The organism is Vasconcelosia minhoensis LEGE 07310, from assembly GCF_015207255.1.
GTDB lineage: Bacteria > Cyanobacteriota > Cyanobacteriia > Phormidesmidales > Phormidesmidaceae > Vasconcelosia > Vasconcelosia minhoensis.
In genome coordinates, this window is the sequence record NZ_JADEXG010000063.1 from 1 (window position 1) to 15348 (window position 15348).

The following is a 15348-nucleotide window of genomic DNA, read 5'->3' on the forward strand; positions in this document are numbered from 1 at the left end:
TGAGCGCATTCAAGTGACGGGGGCACGCTGGAAGCCTGAACGGGTGCCGCAGATCCTGGCGCTTCGCTGCGCCTATCTCAATGGCGACCTGGACTCTTTTTCTCTCGTTGAAGTATGACGCGCTCCCTGGCGGTTTCTTCCTAATCGGGATTCCCTTCTCTTTCTCGGCCTTCATCGGCATCATTGCTCTAGTTGGCATCGTGGTCAACGACGCGATTGTCATGGTGGATACGATGAATGGTTACCAACAGCAGGGCATGAAAGTGAAACAGGCGGCGGCTAGAGGGGTGAGCGATCGCTTGCGCCCGGTGCTCACTACCAGCATTACCACCATCATTGGCCTGATTCCGCTAGCTCTTAGCGACCCAACATGGATGCCCCTGTGTAGCGCCATCATTTTTGGCTTGATCGCCGCAACACTGATTGCTCTGATTGTCGTCCCTTGTCTGTATATGCTGTTCACCCCAAACACAGAAAATCCAGATATGGCTTTACTTTAGTCAGCCTAAAGATAGATATTCAGCGCTGAAGCCGCTTGTTGCTTTCAACAAAGAACTGACTTTGCTATATTGTGACTAGTCAGTCATGTGACCATAAAGTCATAAGCTTTTTTAGTTGTCAGACAAGGCAACTGAAAACGTTGAGCAGGCTGAGTTTGCCGTGAACTTAGCCGAACCAAATAAAGGAAAAACAAGGAGAATTGACATGCTTGAGTACAAAAACAATCCCAACAGCAACATTGTTGAAGTCGCTGTAGTGGGCAAGATTACCGCCAAGAATCTAGAGCAGGTCGCGGCTCAGATGAAGGCTGATATCGAAAAGCACGGCCACATCCGAGTTTTAGAGGAATTTCACAGCTTTGAAGGCATGGATCCTATTGCCCTGTGGAAAGATGCGAAATTTGGGCTAAACCACATGGACAAAATTACTCACGTAGCGGTTATCGCTGATGCTAAGTGGGTGCAAACGCTGGCAAGCGCAGTCGGCAATATTTTCTCCGCTAAGGTAAAAGTGTTTGAACACTCCCAGGCTGAAACGGCTAAGCAGTGGCTAGAAACTGCGCCTGAGCCGAACCAAAATTCAAAGCTAGAGTATAAGAGCAGTTCTGACAGCAACGTCGTCGAGCTAGTGATTGAGGGTAAGATTACTGAGTCAGACTTTGACCGTGTAATCGATCAATTCAAGGCTGATCTTAAGAAACACGGCAAACTCCGGATCTTAGAAGATATTCGCAGCTTTGAAGGTATGGACCCGATGGCCCTGTGGAAAGATTTACAGCAGGTGCGATTGGTGAACGACATCAGTCATGTCGCCCTTGTTGCAGATCAAAAATGGATGCGGACGCTTGCCGAAGCGGCTGGATCTATTGTGTCGGCGGAGATCAAGAGCTTTGAAAGTTCTGAGCTAGCAGCGGCCCGTACCTGGCTAGCAACGGCATAGTTGGTGACCTGCGTCGCCTAGCTTAAAGGTGATTTGACCAGGGTGTTTATATCACCCTGGTCTTAACGATGCGATCGCGGCAATTAAGCGAGTTGCCACTCAGATGAACCAGGATTTTGAACGGCAAGCCCTCATTCTGGAACCACCAAAAGTTTGGATCTACAGGATTCACTACGCTAAAAGCTTGGTAAATCTACAAAAGCCTTGTCGAGCATTGGCCTAATGGCCTTAATTGTGATTCCTTAGCTCTACGTGCAGTCCACCCTCAAGACTAAGGTAAATCTATGAAAACTCGATTGCTGAGCTTCACAATTGGCCTGCTGCTGCTCACGGTCGAAGTGGATTATTTAGCATATGTAACTGGGATGGGTAACAAAGCTTTCAATTGGATACAGGAAAATGCGATGTGCCGGAACACGAAAAAACGACTAATCTTTGTTGAATGACAGTTAAATTTCATCGCTCTGCTTATTTTTTCCGTAGTTTTTTGGGTTTCATTGGCACACTTCTATTTATTTTCGGTTTGGCCATAGCACCAGCAGCTTTAGGCCAACTCCCACAGCCTAAAATAGAGCGATTAGCCAATATCTACTCCGCTGATGACGCCACTGATTTTACAGTGGGCAATGTTCATTTAGATGGTCGTCAGGTGTTTGCCTTAGCAGCACCTGCGCTCAATCAAGAGCAGCAGGACGCGCTTTCTATCTCCCCTATTCGGCAACGAGTGCAGACCATTAGAAGCCAGCTTCAAGAGACTGCAAAATCAACGTTTGATACTAAAACACTAGAAGTTAATTACACAATAGACACGGCAACTCGGCTGCCCGTAATCTCTGTTAACGGCAACTATCTGATGACCGTCACGACGGCAGATGCCCGTTTGTATGGGGTTGATCCCACCACTCATGCCGAGAATCTGACTCAGGTCATTAAAGAGGCCATACTCACATCTCAGCAAGAGCATTGACCAGAATTCTTAGCTCAACAAGCCCTCCGAGTAGGCGGTATTCTTCTAGCTGTGTTACTGCTTAGCCTGGGTATTGGCTGGCGGCAGCGTTATATAAAAGCCCGCCATCGCGCCGTCCTAGCGAAACTTGCATTACTCAACACGGCTAGCTCCCAAACAGACATTCTGTCAGAACAGAAACAGACGGATACCGAGGAAGCTGCTAACCGTGCTACCAAACGGCAGATCGACGTGGCCCGAAAGCAGCGGCTCAAGTTTTGCTACGAAGTCCGACAGCGATTGTTGCAGCTGGGCCAAATTGGGCTTTGGGGGGGTGGATTCACGCTTTGTCTTAGACTGTTTCCACAAACACGATGGGTACAGTCGATGGTTCTCGCGGGGTTAAGCGTCACCCTGCTGCAATTGCTCTTGACTGGAGCAATTATCTATCTGGTTATACGCATCAGTTTTGTCAGCATTGATCATATCGTTGCCGCCCTTAGTCAAGGCCGCTTGCTTCCGGCCAATCGTTCAACTCGGGCGATCCAGCGGCTACAAACCTTTTCGGGCGTAGTCAAGGGAGCTAGTGCCTTCTTCTTCATGGGTGTAGGTGGGCTCATCGCGCTGGCAATTATGGGCATCAACACTGTGCCACTGTTAGCGGGAGTCAGCATTTTTGGGGTCGCCATTTCATTTGGAGCTCAAAGTCTGGTCAAAGACATGATCAATGGGCTGTTTGTGCTGTTGGAAGATCAGTATGGCGTCGGAGATGTGATTACGGCTAATAATGAAACTGGCTTGGTAGAAGCCATGAACCTGCGCATCACCCAGTTGCGTAGTTTGGATGGTGATCTGGTTACCATTCCCAACGGCAACATTGCAATGGTGAAGAACCACACGAGTCATTGGTCACGGGTTAATCTGGCAATTGATGTGGCTTATCACACTGACCTAGATCATGCGATCGCAGTCATTGAGCAGGTGGCGACTCACATGAGCCAAGATCAAGACTGGCAAGACCTGATCCTTGAACCACCCAGGGTGCTAGGTGTGGATAAGTTCGGCGATAACAGCATTACCATTCGCCTTTGGATACAAACCCAACCGCTTAAACAGTGGGAAGTCGGACGAGAGTTCCGGCGTCGATTGAAGTATGCCTTTGACGCTGAAGGCATTTCGATCCCGTTTCCCCAGCGTTCGATCTGGTTTAAGAACTCGCTACAGACGGATAGAGCAGTCCATTCCCACTGATGCAACCAATCTTAATGGGGAGAGTCAATTGAGGCGGGTAAAATATGACCATGTAGTCACAAGACTGCTCGGTTACACCCTGTAGATGACTCCTATCCTCACCCCACTGCCTATGACATACTCCTCAGGGCAACGTACATATCCCAGCGGCGCGATCGCCCCTCCTCCCCTCTTTCAAATGCTTGGCGTTACCAAGACCTACATCATGGGCGAGGTGAGGGTGCAGGCCCTCAAGTCCGTTGACCTGGAGCTAGCCAAGGGCGAGTTTGTCGTTTTATTAGGCGCTTCAGGCAGCGGCAAATCTACCCTGCTGAATATTTTGGGCGGATTAGATGTGCCCACAACCGGACGGGTAATCTTTCGGGGGCAAGATCTGACTGCTGCTAGCGATCGCGTCCTCACCCGTTTCCGTCGTCAGAGCGTCGGCTTTGTGTTTCAGTTCTATAACCTCATTCCCAGCCTTACTGCTCGTGAAAACGTGGCGCTAGTCACGGATATTGCCCCCAATCCAATGCACCCACGCGAAGCCTTAGAACGTGTTCACCTAGGCGATCGCATCCATCATTTTCCGTCCCAGCTTTCCGGTGGCGAACAGCAGCGGGTGGCGATCGCCCGCGCCATTGCCAAGCGCCCCCAGGTGCTGCTCTGCGACGAGCCCACTGGAGCCCTCGACTTTCAAACCGGCAAGCTAGTGCTCGAAACCCTGGCCCAAGTGAATCAAGAGCTAGGGACAACCACAGCCGTCATTACCCATAACGCCGGGATTGCCGACATGGCCGATCGGGTACTGACCATGCGCAGCGGGACGATTACAGCCGATCAGCGAAACGAGCACAAGGTAGAGCCGAAGGAGCTGGAGTGGTGAATGCCCTCGATCAAAAACTCTTTCGCGATTTGGTTCGGCTGAAGGGTCAAGTGATTGCGATCGCGCTAATTGTCGCCTGCGGCATTGCCTGCCTGGTAACGATGATGAGCGCCTACGATTCGCTTCAGCTTTCGCAGCAGACTTACTACGACCGCTATCGGTTTGCCGATGTGTTTGTCCAGCTCAAGCGGGCACCCGATTCACTAACGGCACGAATTGCCGAGATTCCAGGGGTGCAGCAGGTGCAGACGCGGGTGGTGGTCAATGTGAATTCAGACGTGCCGGGGCTGAGTGAACCGGCCACCGGACGGCTGATTTCCATCCCTGAGCGGCAGCAGCCGATGCTGAACGACCTATTCATTCGTCGGGGAAGTTACATCGAGCCGGGTCGTCGCGATCAGGTGCTGGTGAGTGAAGCCTTCGCTACAGCCAATGATCTAGAGATTGGCGACGAAATTGGTGCGGTGATCAACGAGCGGTGGCAGCAGCTACGGATTGTGGGCATCGCCCTGTCGCCAGAGTATATCTACGAGATCAACGCTGGAGAGCTTTTTCCTGACAGCCAGCGGTTTGGCATTGTGTGGATGAACCGAGAAGCGCTGGCGACTGCCTTTGACCTGAAGGGGGCCTTCAACGATGTGGCCCTATCCCTGATGCCGGGGGCCAGCGAGGATGAGGTGATTTTTCGGCTGGATCAGCTGCTGGAACCTTACGGCGGCCTGGGAGCCTACGGGCGAGACACGCAGGTCTCCCATCAGCTGCTAGATAGCGAAATTCAGGGGCTGGCCGCTGCCGCTGTAGCGGTACCTCTGATCTTTTTGGGAATTGCTGCCTTTTTGCTGAACCTGGTGCTGGCCCGCCTGGTCAGCACTCAACGAGAACAAATTGCCGTGCTCAAAGCCTTTGGCTACGACAACCTGGCCGTCGGCTTCCACTACCTGAAGCTGGTGCTGGTGATTACCCTGGGCGGCGCGGCGGTGGGTACGGCCCTGGGCATCTGGCTGGGGTCGCTGATCACCCAGGTGTACACCCAGTATTTCCAGTTTCCGGTGCTGCAATACCGGGTCGAGCCGACCCTGCTGTTGACCGCGATCGGAGTGAGTGGAGCGGCGGCAGTTTTGGGCACGATAACGGCGGTGCGGCAGGCGGTGTCGTTGCCCCCGGCTGAGGCCATGCGCCCGGAACCCCCGGCGACCTTTCGGGCAACACTATTGGAACGGTTGGGCTTGCAGCGGTTGCTCTCACCAGTAGGCCAAATTATTTTGCGCAATCTGGAGCGGCGCATCGTGCAGACCGGGTTGGCGGTACTGGGCATATCAGCGGCGGTGGCGATTTTGGTGATCGGGCGCTACTTCGAAGACGCTACCCAGTACATCGTTGAGCTGCAGTTTCGCCAGATTCAGCGGGAAGATGTCACTCTGGTATTTAACCAACCCCTCTCTAGCAGCGCCCGCTACGACCTGACCCAGCTGCCTGGGGTTTTGCGCAGTGAGCCTTACCGCTCAGTCCCGGCCCGCCTGCGCTTTCAGCATCGCACCTATCTCAGCGGCATCACTGGACTAGAGCCTCAGGGAGAGCTGCGCCGCATCCTGGATGAAAACTTACAGCCGGTGATGCTGCCGGAGTCTGGTGTGGTTCTCACCGCCAGTCTGGCAGATAAAATCGGCATCACTGTCGGCGATCGCCTGACGTTAGAAATTTTAGAAGGGGAACGCCCCACCCGCCAGGTGCCTGTGGTGGGGGTGGTGGAAGAACTCATTGGCCAGGGAGCCTACATGGATATTGCGGCCCTGAATGCGCTGATGCGGGAAGGCCAGACGATTTCTGGCGCGTATCTGGCGGTGGACTCAAACTATCTGGATCAGCTCTACGACCAGCTGAAGGAAACCCCGGCGGTGGCCAGTGTAGCCCTGCGCGATCGCCTAATTGCTAAATTCAATGAACAAATCACCGGCTCATTTGCTGTCATGACCAGCGTACTGGTCGTGTTTGCCGCCGTGATTGCCTTTGGCGTGGTCTACAACATTGCTCGCATTGCCCTATCTGAGCGCAGCCGTGAGCTGGCCACCCTGCAAATCATCGGTTTTACCCAGGGAGAGATAGCCGTGATCTTGCTGGGGGAGCAGGCGATCGTCACCGCCCTAGCGATTCCCCTCGGCTGTGCTATGGGCTACGGTCTCGCCGCCCTAATAAGTGCCGCCTACGACAGCGAAATCTTTCGACTGCCCCTGGTAGTATCGCCCTCCAGCTACGTTTACGCCTTTGTCGTGATTACGCTGACCGCCATAGGTTCGGGCTGGCTGATTCGCCGCCAGCTTAACCAGCTTGATTTAATTGCCGTTTTGAAAACTCGTGAATAAGGACGCTGACATGGAGAACCAACCCCACTCCCCCAGCTGCTTTGGCGTACAAATCCCTAAACTGAAGCGTCCTGGCGCTACTTCAAAACCGGCAGCCGAGACAGCGGAAACGCCTGATGACGCTGGCCCATCTAAATCCTGGCGCGATCGCCTACCGCGCGGTTGGCCCTACTGGTTGGTGGGGTTAGGGGTCGCCGGGGTGTTTGTCTTCGCCCTGCGCCCCACGCCGATCGCCGTCGATTTAGGCACCGTCGAGGAAGGCACCCTTCAGGTCACAGTAGATGCCGAAGGTAAAACGCGAGTGCAAAATCGCTACATCGTTGCCGCCCCCGTGGCCGGTCGGCTGAGTCGGATCGAGTTGGAGTCTGGCGACTCGATTGAAGCGGGGGCTGTCGTCGCTAGAATCGACTCACTGCCCTTTAACAGCGAAGTTCAAGCGGCCCAGGCGCGGCTGCGGGAACTAGAAGCCCAGATTGCTGGGGTCGAAACCCAGCGCCCCAAAGACGCGGCCCTGGCTCAGGCCGAGGCCGATATCAACGCCGCGATCGCCCGTCAGCGGCAGGCGGAAGCCCGCTATCAGGAGGCCCAGGCCAGCCTGAGTCAGGCCCAGCGAGAGCGCGATCGAGCTCAAGAATTGCAGGCGGCAGGGGCGATCTCCCGTCAAGATAGGGAAGCTGCCGAACTGACCGCCACCCGTCGCCAGCAGGAGGTGGAAGCCGCCCAGCGCCAGGTAGACGCTGAGAGAGCCAATGTCGCCGCTGCTCGCAATGCCCTAGGGGTGTTGCAGGCTGAACAGCAAGACCCCGACTACCTGCTGGATGTGTACCGGGCGCAAATCGCCAGCACTGAGGCCGAGCTACTGCGGCTGACCGATGAAGCCCAGCGTACCACCGTTACTGCCCCGGCGGCAGGCAGCGTACTGCAAGTGATGCAAAAGAGCGCCCGCTTTGTTCAGGCCGGTGAACCCCTGATAGAGGTAGGCAACGCCGACCAGCTCGAATTGGTGATCGACATTCTCTCCACCGATGCGGTCAGCGTCGAACCCGGCGCATTGATTCAGATTGAACAGTGGGGTGGGGAAGAGTCCCTCCAGGCGCGGGTGCGCTACGTGGAGCCGTCGGCGTTCACCGAGGTTTCCGCCTTGGGCGTAGAAGAGCAGCGGGTGAATGTGATCGCCGATTTTGTCGATCCGCCTGTGGCCCTGGGCGACGGCTACCGGGTCGAGGCGCAGATCGTCACCTGGGCGGCAGAAAACGTAATGATCGTCCCGATTAGCGCTCTGTTTCGCTGCGATTCGCAGACCTGGTGTACCTTCGTTTCCGCAGATGGAAAAGCCCAACAGCGAGAGATTGTGATTAGCCAGCGCAATGACCTGGCGGCAGCGGTAGAGTCAGGGCTCGTCCCAGGAGAGCAAGTGATTTTGCACCCCTCTGAGGAGATCGAAGCCGAGAAGCGCGTGCGCGTGCGCGAATAACCTTTTCATAACCGCTTCACTAGCTGATTTGAACCGCTAAAAATCAAGGGGCTAACTTTAGCTCTCTCAAAAGGCATAGATAGATGCCCAAATTAAACGCCTTGAATCAACTCACCTTGCCAAGATAAATCTGAGCTGCTAGAATGTGACCATTCAGTCACATGACCGATAAGTCACATTATTAAAAGATTTGTGGCCATGATCGTTCAAGCGCCCTACCGACAACGGTCAAATCGGCTGTATAACAGACAAGTCAAAATTCAAGAGGAAAATATCATGGCTGCTATTACGAGTCCTATCAAAGCCTTCCAGAACTATCGAACAAAAATGAAAGTTTTACAAATCCCGACTCTCCCTAGACCGCCACTCGCTCAAATGCTGGCATGGACAGCCGGAATTGCCGTGCTCATAGGGACCACGAGTGTCCGAGCCCAGTCTTATCCGACCCTGATGGCTCAGAGTGCGACTATCGAAGCTTCTAGCGCCCAAGAGGATACGCTCTATCTCAATGAGGATCGTAACTACTCCTACAATCTTGAAGTCGAGCGCGGCATCACGGTCAACGGACTTTATCTTCCGGCTGGAACGGTTATCCAGGGCCGCTACGAGCCTGCTGGAGATGACGGCCTGCAATATATTGCCGATACGGCCATCGTAGGGAACCGAGCTTACAACCTACAGGCCACCTCACGAGTCCTAGACGATCAGAAAGACCCGCGCGATACCTCCATCGGTTCAATTGGTGGAGATGCCGCGATCGGGGCTGCCGGGGGTGCGGCTCTAAGTGAAATATTTGGCGACATTGACGTTATTGAAGTTCTGGGCGGTGCCGCAGCTGGTGTAGCGGTTGGAAATTTGATGGCTGACCGGGTTGTTGTTGTCAGGCCAGACGATCTGATTCTTCTAGACGTGCGATAGACAGCCGGATGAACCCAGCTTGGAAAATAGAATCTGAGACAACTAAACCTTTCTCATATCCCCTGAACCTCCAGGTTTGGGGGTTTGGTATTCAGAAATTTTCCATAGGGGGGTACTCCCTTTATCAATGAAGATTGCAGCGGGCGCTCTACGCTATTTTCCCGGTCAGGTTTGGTCTGCCCAAAGTAAATTGCTGACAGTGCTTCAATTTCAGCCTTTGTAAACAAGTCTCCATCTGCGATCGCGCATTCGATCAGCTCCTTTACCTGCTCTATGTCTATCTCAGAGAAGACGAAATTTGAATGTTCAAACTGCATCAAGGTTTCCTTAGCCGCTATATAGTGACTATAGAGTCATGTGACTTGTCAGTCATATTTTGAGTTTACAGCTAATTGTGCAGATTTGGAAGAAAAGTTAGCGCACTGGCCGTGCGGTTCAAGTTAAAGAAAACTTAGAACTCGCTTGGCAGAATCAGATTCCACTGCTATGATATGACTACTCAGTCACATGACCGACAGGTCACATATGTAAAGCCTTTCACCAGGCTTGCTCAAAGCAGTCTATTTGCTGCGTCTAAAGCGGCTACATGACAAATTCCGTTTACATACGAGATATGCAGGGAGAACAAAAATGATAGCTATACCAAAACCAGCCCATAGAAAAGTCGATATCAAAGAACCCATCAACGTCGGTTCAAAAGAGTTTACCAACAACAAGTACGAATACTACAAGCGGCTGCGAGAAGAAGCCCCCGTCTGCAAAGGAAAAGTCAGCGTCATCGACGCCTACTTTCTTTCCCGCTACGAGGACTGCGTCAGTTTTCTCAAAGACCCGCGCTTTGTCCGCAACCGCACCACAGCGACGGGCGGCGGCAGGTTTCCCATTCCTATGCCCAAGTCGGTCGCGCTGATGGCCAACAGCATGATTACCGAAGATGAGCCCGACCATCGCCGCCTGCGAGACCTGGTTCACCAGGCGTTTACACGGGGTCAGTTAGCCAAATTGGCCGATCGGATCGAACGGCTGACCCACGAGCTGCTTGACCAGACAGAACCCCAGGGTACGGTGGATCTTAAGCAAGCCTATGCCCTACCCATCCCCGTTACCGTGATCAGCGAGATGGTGGGCGCATCGGATGAGGATATGCCCCGATTCTATAACGGCATGAAGGCGATGAAAGATGGCCTTTCCGGCCTGAATCTGCTCCGCACGCTGTTCTGGGATATATGGTCTTTCTGCTAATTATCGCGGGCTAAGAAACCACCGTCTATCTGATTATCAACAGCGTTCTGACGCTTCTAGAGCATCCTGACCAGCTGGCCCGCCTGCGAGCTGAGCCTGAGCTAATCGATTCAGCGGTTGAAGAAATCCTGCGATACCGAGGCCCGGTTCAAGATTTATAAGCGCCAACTCGGTTAATCACCGAGGTGTTGAAGAAATCCTGCGATACCGAGGCCCGGTTCAAGGGACAAAACCCGCCTATGCGCTGGAAGATGTCGTACTCCACGACGTCACCATTCCCAAAGGGGCGGCGGTGATGCCTCTGCTCGGAGCCGCCAATCATGACCCGGCTGTGTTTGAAAATCCCGAAGTGTTCGACATTACACGCTTCCCTAACAAACATCTCGGGTTTGGCAGCGGCATTCATTCCTGCTTAGGGGCTCCATTGGCACGAATGGAAACCAAAATTGCGATTACCAACCTGCTGGCGCGAAATCCCAACTTACGCCTGGCGGTCGAGCCGTCGGAGCTTGAGCTGGTCAATGCCCCGATGTGGCATCGCTATCAGAGCTTACCTGTAGTACTGGGATAGATGGATCTAAATTGCAGGCTGCCAGGTGCCGTGGAAGCTCGGTGGGACGACACTGGGTAGAGCAATTTGGCAGACCGGCTGGTCGCTCAGGTGCTGGGCGTCGAATACCCATAGCTCACTGCGGTCGGCCTGGCTATCATAGACAACGGTGAGCAGCCAGCCGCGATCGCGCATTTCTGCGTCGGCCGCATAGATGGGCTCAGTCACGTAGCGGTTCTCACCCAGGTCAGCCTCAGTTAGCTCACCCGTGGCGTAGTCAAACCGACCCAAGGCACCAAACAGGTCTTCTCCCGCCTGAATGCCGGGTCGGTGCATGGCGATGTAGGTCGAGGTCCAGGGCTGCCCAATGTCAGCGGGAGAGACCACTGGGAATTCGCAGTTGCGCTCGACCACTGGCTGATTGCTGATCACGCGGCCCGTCTGCGGGTCGAGCCGGATCTGCCACAGGTGGCTGTAGGAGGGGGTTTGAATTTTGCCGGTCGGCACCTCGCGTAAAAATTCGTTAGTTGAGGTGAAGTCTTCAAACCGGGCCAGGTCACAGCGGATGGTGCCATCGGGGTCCAAACAGCCGTTGCCAAAGTGCCACTGAAACCAGGGATCGGTCTCATTTTCAGCCAGGGGGGTCAGGCTTTCGCGGTCTACGACGATGACGCGGGTTCCCCGCTCGGGCAACCACTGCAGGGCGTCGGCATAGGCTTTGGTATTGAGCAGCAGCGACAGCAGCTCAACTTTGACGGGTGAGATGAAAAAGACCAAGTAGGGGCCAGCCAGGACAAAGCTGTGAACGAGCGGATTGTCCTTGAGGGCGATCGCGGATTTTTTTAGCAGCCGACCGTCGCGATCGCAGCGATAGAGGTGCAATGTAAAGGCCGAATCCACGCCAATGCTATAGATTTCACCGCTCTGGGGGTCGCGCAGGGGATGAGCTGAGAAGGGTTGTCCATCCTTCAGCCAGCCCAGATCTTCTCTGCCCAGGGTTTCCAGGGTTTCCAGGTCGAGGGCATGGGGGTTGCCGGCCTCCCACAGGGCCAGCAGCCGGTCGGAGAGAGCCAGGACTGAGGTATTGGCCGAATTTTTAATCGCGGTATGATTGAGCAGCCCCAGCCAGTGCTGCCAAACCGGGCCAGGATGCCGCATACCGTAGTTGCCATAGAGGTATTCCCCCGCTTCAGCTTCGGCCAGATAGCCCTGGGTTTTGACGTAGCGATAGGTGCCGCTAGCGCCCTGGTCGGTGAAGTTTACCTGCAAGATAGCGCCGTCGCCGTCAAACCAGTGACCGACCGCCTCGGTGCCGCGCTGGAGTCGGCCCGTACCGTTACGGTAGAGCATACCGCGCAGGCCCGTAGGGATTTTTCCAGACAGCAGCTTCAGCGGCGTCGGCCCAAATTCTGTGGCTGGCTGGCTAAGCGAACGGCTCCAGGGCTGGGTTTGAGTGGCCGTTTGAGTCATGATTTTCGCCGATGGATTTTATTTCGACAGTGTAACAAGTCTGCCTAAGCAACTGTGGGGCATCGGTAGTATGATATGGACGCTTCGTTATACCCACAGAACAGGATGACTGCGCGATCATCGCAAACCTCAGCCCTCAGCCTCTACGACCACGACTACTACCGCTGGCTTAAGCATACGGTTCGACTGCTGCATGAGGGTAATTTTGCCCGCCTGGATGTGCCCCACCTAATTGAAGAAATTGAGACTATGGGCAGAAGTGAAAAACGCGAGCTTAGAAACCGGCTGGTGATTCTGCTGATGCATCTGCTCAAGTGGAAGTATCAGCCGATTCAGCGCAGCGAAATGTGGCGCAGTGCCATTAGCGAACAGCGGATTAGCCTGGAGGGCGTCTTGGAAGATAGCCCCAGCCTCAGACCGTTTTTTACCGCCATGTTTGACGACTGCTATCAGCGGGCAAGACAGCAAACAGCCTATGAGACAGGGCTATCGATTGAGTCCTTTCCTGAAACCTACCCATTTGAGCCGAGCACGGTGCAAGACGCCGGGTATTTTCCCGAATAGCGCCCCGAATAGCGTCGATTTAGCCCCAATGGCTCAGAACATGGCCGACAGGAACTGACAGATTTACAGGGCGATGTCAGGAAATCGTCCTATTCCGGAACTGACCTGAAAATATTTGCGCTCGGTTTAGCGATCAGTGTTAAGGAGTCACCTATCGATCCTGTTCTGCCAGCCAGTTTTCTAAATCGGACCGGGTAGAGAAATCCAGTAGTGCCTCGCCCAAGGTCTCAAGCTGGGTAATCGGGAGTGCGCCGATGCGCGATCGCGCGGCTTCTGGAACTTCGCCTAGCTTACGGGTGAGCTGACGGAGGATCAGCGATCGCTCTCGCTCAATGCCCTGCTCAATGCCCCGTTCCATCCAGCTGGTCACAATTTCCATAATCTCCTCTCGCTCAGCTGGCTCTATTCTATCAATCGCTGCCTGAAACACCTGCTCCTCCGGCTGACTCAGCCGCAGATAGGTATCGACGAAGCCCGAAATCAGCTGCGTCCTGGCTGGGTCCAGCCGCAGGGTCGCCAGCAGCCGCAGGCACTCTAGCTTCACCCTGGGGCGCTCCTCAGAGGCAATCTGCATCTTCGCCATCAGGGCAGCGGCTATGGGGTTGCGCTGCTGCAAAAAGTCTCGCCAGCGGAGCCGGTTGAGCTGAATGGCGCGAAAGTTAAACTCGACAACTTTCAGGTCGTCAAACGCGACGCTGTACTGATGGGGCTCTGGCCGATAGGGCTGGTCAAAGGAAAAGACGACTACTGGATAAATACGCTGTCGGAACTTCTGATGCAGCCGAGCGAAGTAGAAAAACATGCGCTGGACGAAGTCTGCCTGGGATGACGCCTGAGCCTCGACATGGATGAGGAAGCCCACGTCTTGACTGGATAGGCGAACGGCGGCGAGCAGGTCGATGATCCGGGTTTCGCCTGTGGTTAGGTCGGCAAAGTACTCTTGGGGCTGAAAGGCAATGGAGTCGCGGTCGATGGTGTTAGCGACCTGGGGGAGAAATAGTTCCAGAAATTCGACAAAGAAGGTGGAGAGCAGCTCTTTGAAAAGCCGGTCGTGATCAGTCATGGTATGGCAGAGCTGAACAGTTGCTGTATTCGAGTTCAGTTAGATTAAAGGCTATCCAATCGCACGCCAGATATCATGACATTCTCTTCACAGCCCCTTTCTCCCCCCGTCCAACGGATTGACTTTGAAGGCACCCAGCCCGCTAGCGGCAGCTTAGACGTGAGCTGGATTCACGGTTCGGTTTCGCCCAAGCACAACGATGACCCTGACATTCAGGTTCACGCCTACAACGAGCATACCTATATCCTGAGGCAGAACATGGCGGTGCATTACGAAGCGCCCTTCATGTTTTTGCTATTCGGCAATGAGCGAGCGATTCTGCTCGATACGGGCGCGACGCGATCGCAGGACTACTTTCCCCTGCGTCAGACCGTGGATGCGCTGATTGAGCGCTGGCTCAGCCGCCATCCTCGGGCTGACTACCGCTTAGTCGTCGCCCATACTCACCTGCACCGCGACCATTTTGAAGGCAACTCGCAGTTCCTAGATCGACCTCATACGACCATGGTTGGACGCAGCCTAGAAGACACGATTGCGTTTTATGGATTTAGCCAATGGCCGACTGAGCGAGTCAGCTTTGATCTAGGTGGCAGGCAGCTTCAGATCATGGGCAGCCCCGGCCATGAAGATGTGGAGGTCTCAATTTACGATCCCTATACTCAGATTCTGTTTACCGGCGATATCTTCTATCCAGGTCGACTCTATATCCGCGACTGGGACGCCTTTGCCAGCAGCATTGCTCGGCTGATCGAATTTACCGAAGCGCATCCCATTACCCATATTTTGGGCTGTCACGTAGAGATGTCAATCTATCCGCGGATTGACTACCTGATCCGTACCAGCTATCAGCCCCATGAGCGGCCGCCGCAGATGACGGTAGCGCAGCTGAGGGATTTGGGAAGCGCGATCGCAGCTGTTAACGGTCGCCCGGGCATTTATCCCTTTGACGCCTTTATTCTCTACAATGGCGTACCCGATCGCTATTTCAGCTACGAAGCCATGAACCCGGAGGTTGAGCCTGGCACGGTGGGATATTTAGATTGATAGCGAAGAGTGGCTTTTGCTACCAGTGCGCAGTATAAAGGCAAGCTGCGTCCTAAAATTGTTAAGACTGTTTTACAAGAGCTTTAGCTTTTCCTAAGCAAGCTTCTAATCCGCTTTACCCAATTGCGAATTTCATTCCTTAGATTGGGAAAGCTAGACAA

General features: G+C 54.1%; 15 protein-coding genes. 12 read left to right on the plus strand and 3 right to left on the minus strand.

The window, feature by feature from the left end; genetic code table 11:
- The first annotated feature begins 107 nt into the window (after positions 1-107).
- The 8 genes from IQ241_RS20460 to IQ241_RS20495 all read left to right on the plus strand — a co-directional run bounded on the left by IQ241_RS20460 (position 108) and on the right by IQ241_RS20495 (position 9254).
- A complete protein-coding gene (locus IQ241_RS20460; protein ID WP_390622478.1) occupies positions 108-500 on the plus strand; it encodes an efflux RND transporter permease subunit in 393 nt (130 codons plus the stop codon).
- A gap of 205 nt (positions 501-705) precedes the next feature.
- Positions 706-1440, plus strand: a complete 735-nt coding sequence (locus IQ241_RS20465) for a SpoIIAA family protein (protein ID WP_193910803.1) — start codon at positions 706-708, stop codon at positions 1438-1440.
- A 442-nt stretch (positions 1441-1882) separates the two neighbouring features.
- Positions 1883-2407: a hypothetical protein gene (locus tag IQ241_RS20470; RefSeq protein ID WP_193910805.1), complete on the plus strand. Its 525-nt coding sequence runs from the start codon at positions 1883-1885 to the stop codon at positions 2405-2407.
- Positions 2408-2458: 51 nt separating this feature from the next.
- Positions 2459-3637 (plus strand): mechanosensitive ion channel family protein, encoded by a 1179-nt coding sequence (locus tag IQ241_RS20475; RefSeq protein ID WP_193910807.1) that lies wholly within the window; start codon positions 2459-2461, stop codon positions 3635-3637.
- A 112-nt stretch (positions 3638-3749) separates the two neighbouring features.
- Complete coding sequence (locus IQ241_RS20480; RefSeq protein ID WP_322743725.1) at positions 3750-4502, plus strand: ABC transporter ATP-binding protein; 753 nt, start codon at positions 3750-3752, stop codon at positions 4500-4502.
- The gene (locus IQ241_RS20485; protein ID WP_193910809.1) at positions 4499-6862 is read left to right on the plus strand and encodes an ABC transporter permease; all 2364 of its coding nucleotides are present in this window, start codon (positions 4499-4501) and stop codon (positions 6860-6862) included. Before IQ241_RS20480 ends, IQ241_RS20485 begins: the two co-directional genes overlap by 4 nt.
- Positions 6863-6872: 10 nt before the next feature.
- Positions 6873-8336, plus strand: coding sequence for an efflux RND transporter periplasmic adaptor subunit (locus tag IQ241_RS20490; RefSeq protein WP_193910811.1), 1464 nt, complete (start codon positions 6873-6875; stop codon positions 8334-8336).
- Positions 8337-8612: 276 nt separating this feature from the next.
- A complete protein-coding gene (locus IQ241_RS20495; protein ID WP_193910813.1) occupies positions 8613-9254 on the plus strand; it encodes a hypothetical protein in 642 nt (213 codons plus the stop codon).
- A gap of 53 nt (positions 9255-9307) precedes the next feature.
- Here IQ241_RS20495 and IQ241_RS20500 read toward each other — a convergent pair whose 3' ends face one another.
- On the minus strand, positions 9308-9571 hold the full coding sequence (locus IQ241_RS20500) for a hypothetical protein (RefSeq protein ID WP_193910815.1): 264 nt from the start codon (positions 9569-9571) through the stop codon (positions 9308-9310).
- A 313-nt stretch (positions 9572-9884) separates the two neighbouring features.
- Between IQ241_RS20500 and IQ241_RS20505 the strand changes: the two genes are divergently transcribed.
- Positions 9885-10496, plus strand: coding sequence for a cytochrome P450 (locus IQ241_RS20505; RefSeq protein WP_193910817.1), 612 nt, complete (start codon positions 9885-9887; stop codon positions 10494-10496).
- A gap of 199 nt (positions 10497-10695) precedes the next feature.
- Positions 10696-11067 (plus strand): cytochrome P450, encoded by a 372-nt coding sequence (locus IQ241_RS20510; RefSeq protein ID WP_228021916.1) that lies wholly within the window; start codon positions 10696-10698, stop codon positions 11065-11067.
- A gap of 6 nt (positions 11068-11073) precedes the next feature.
- Here IQ241_RS20510 and IQ241_RS20515 read toward each other — a convergent pair whose 3' ends face one another.
- On the minus strand, positions 11074-12516 hold the full coding sequence (locus IQ241_RS20515; RefSeq protein ID WP_193910819.1) for a carotenoid oxygenase family protein: 1443 nt from the start codon (positions 12514-12516) through the stop codon (positions 11074-11076).
- Positions 12517-12621: 105 nt separating this feature from the next.
- On the opposite strand from IQ241_RS20515, the gene IQ241_RS20520 reads away from it, so the two are divergent.
- Complete coding sequence (locus IQ241_RS20520; RefSeq protein ID WP_193910820.1) at positions 12622-13080, plus strand: DUF29 domain-containing protein; 459 nt, start codon at positions 12622-12624, stop codon at positions 13078-13080.
- 151 nt (positions 13081-13231) lie between these two features.
- Here IQ241_RS20520 and IQ241_RS20525 read toward each other — a convergent pair whose 3' ends face one another.
- The gene (locus IQ241_RS20525; RefSeq protein WP_193910822.1) at positions 13232-14143 is read right to left on the minus strand and encodes a DUF4351 domain-containing protein; all 912 of its coding nucleotides are present in this window, start codon (positions 14141-14143) and stop codon (positions 13232-13234) included.
- A gap of 75 nt (positions 14144-14218) precedes the next feature.
- Here IQ241_RS20525 and IQ241_RS20530 point away from each other — a divergent pair, with 75 nt between their 5' ends.
- Positions 14219-15187, plus strand: a complete 969-nt coding sequence (locus tag IQ241_RS20530; protein ID WP_193910823.1) for an MBL fold metallo-hydrolase — start codon at positions 14219-14221, stop codon at positions 15185-15187.
- The last annotated feature ends 161 nt before the right edge of the window (positions 15188-15348 follow it).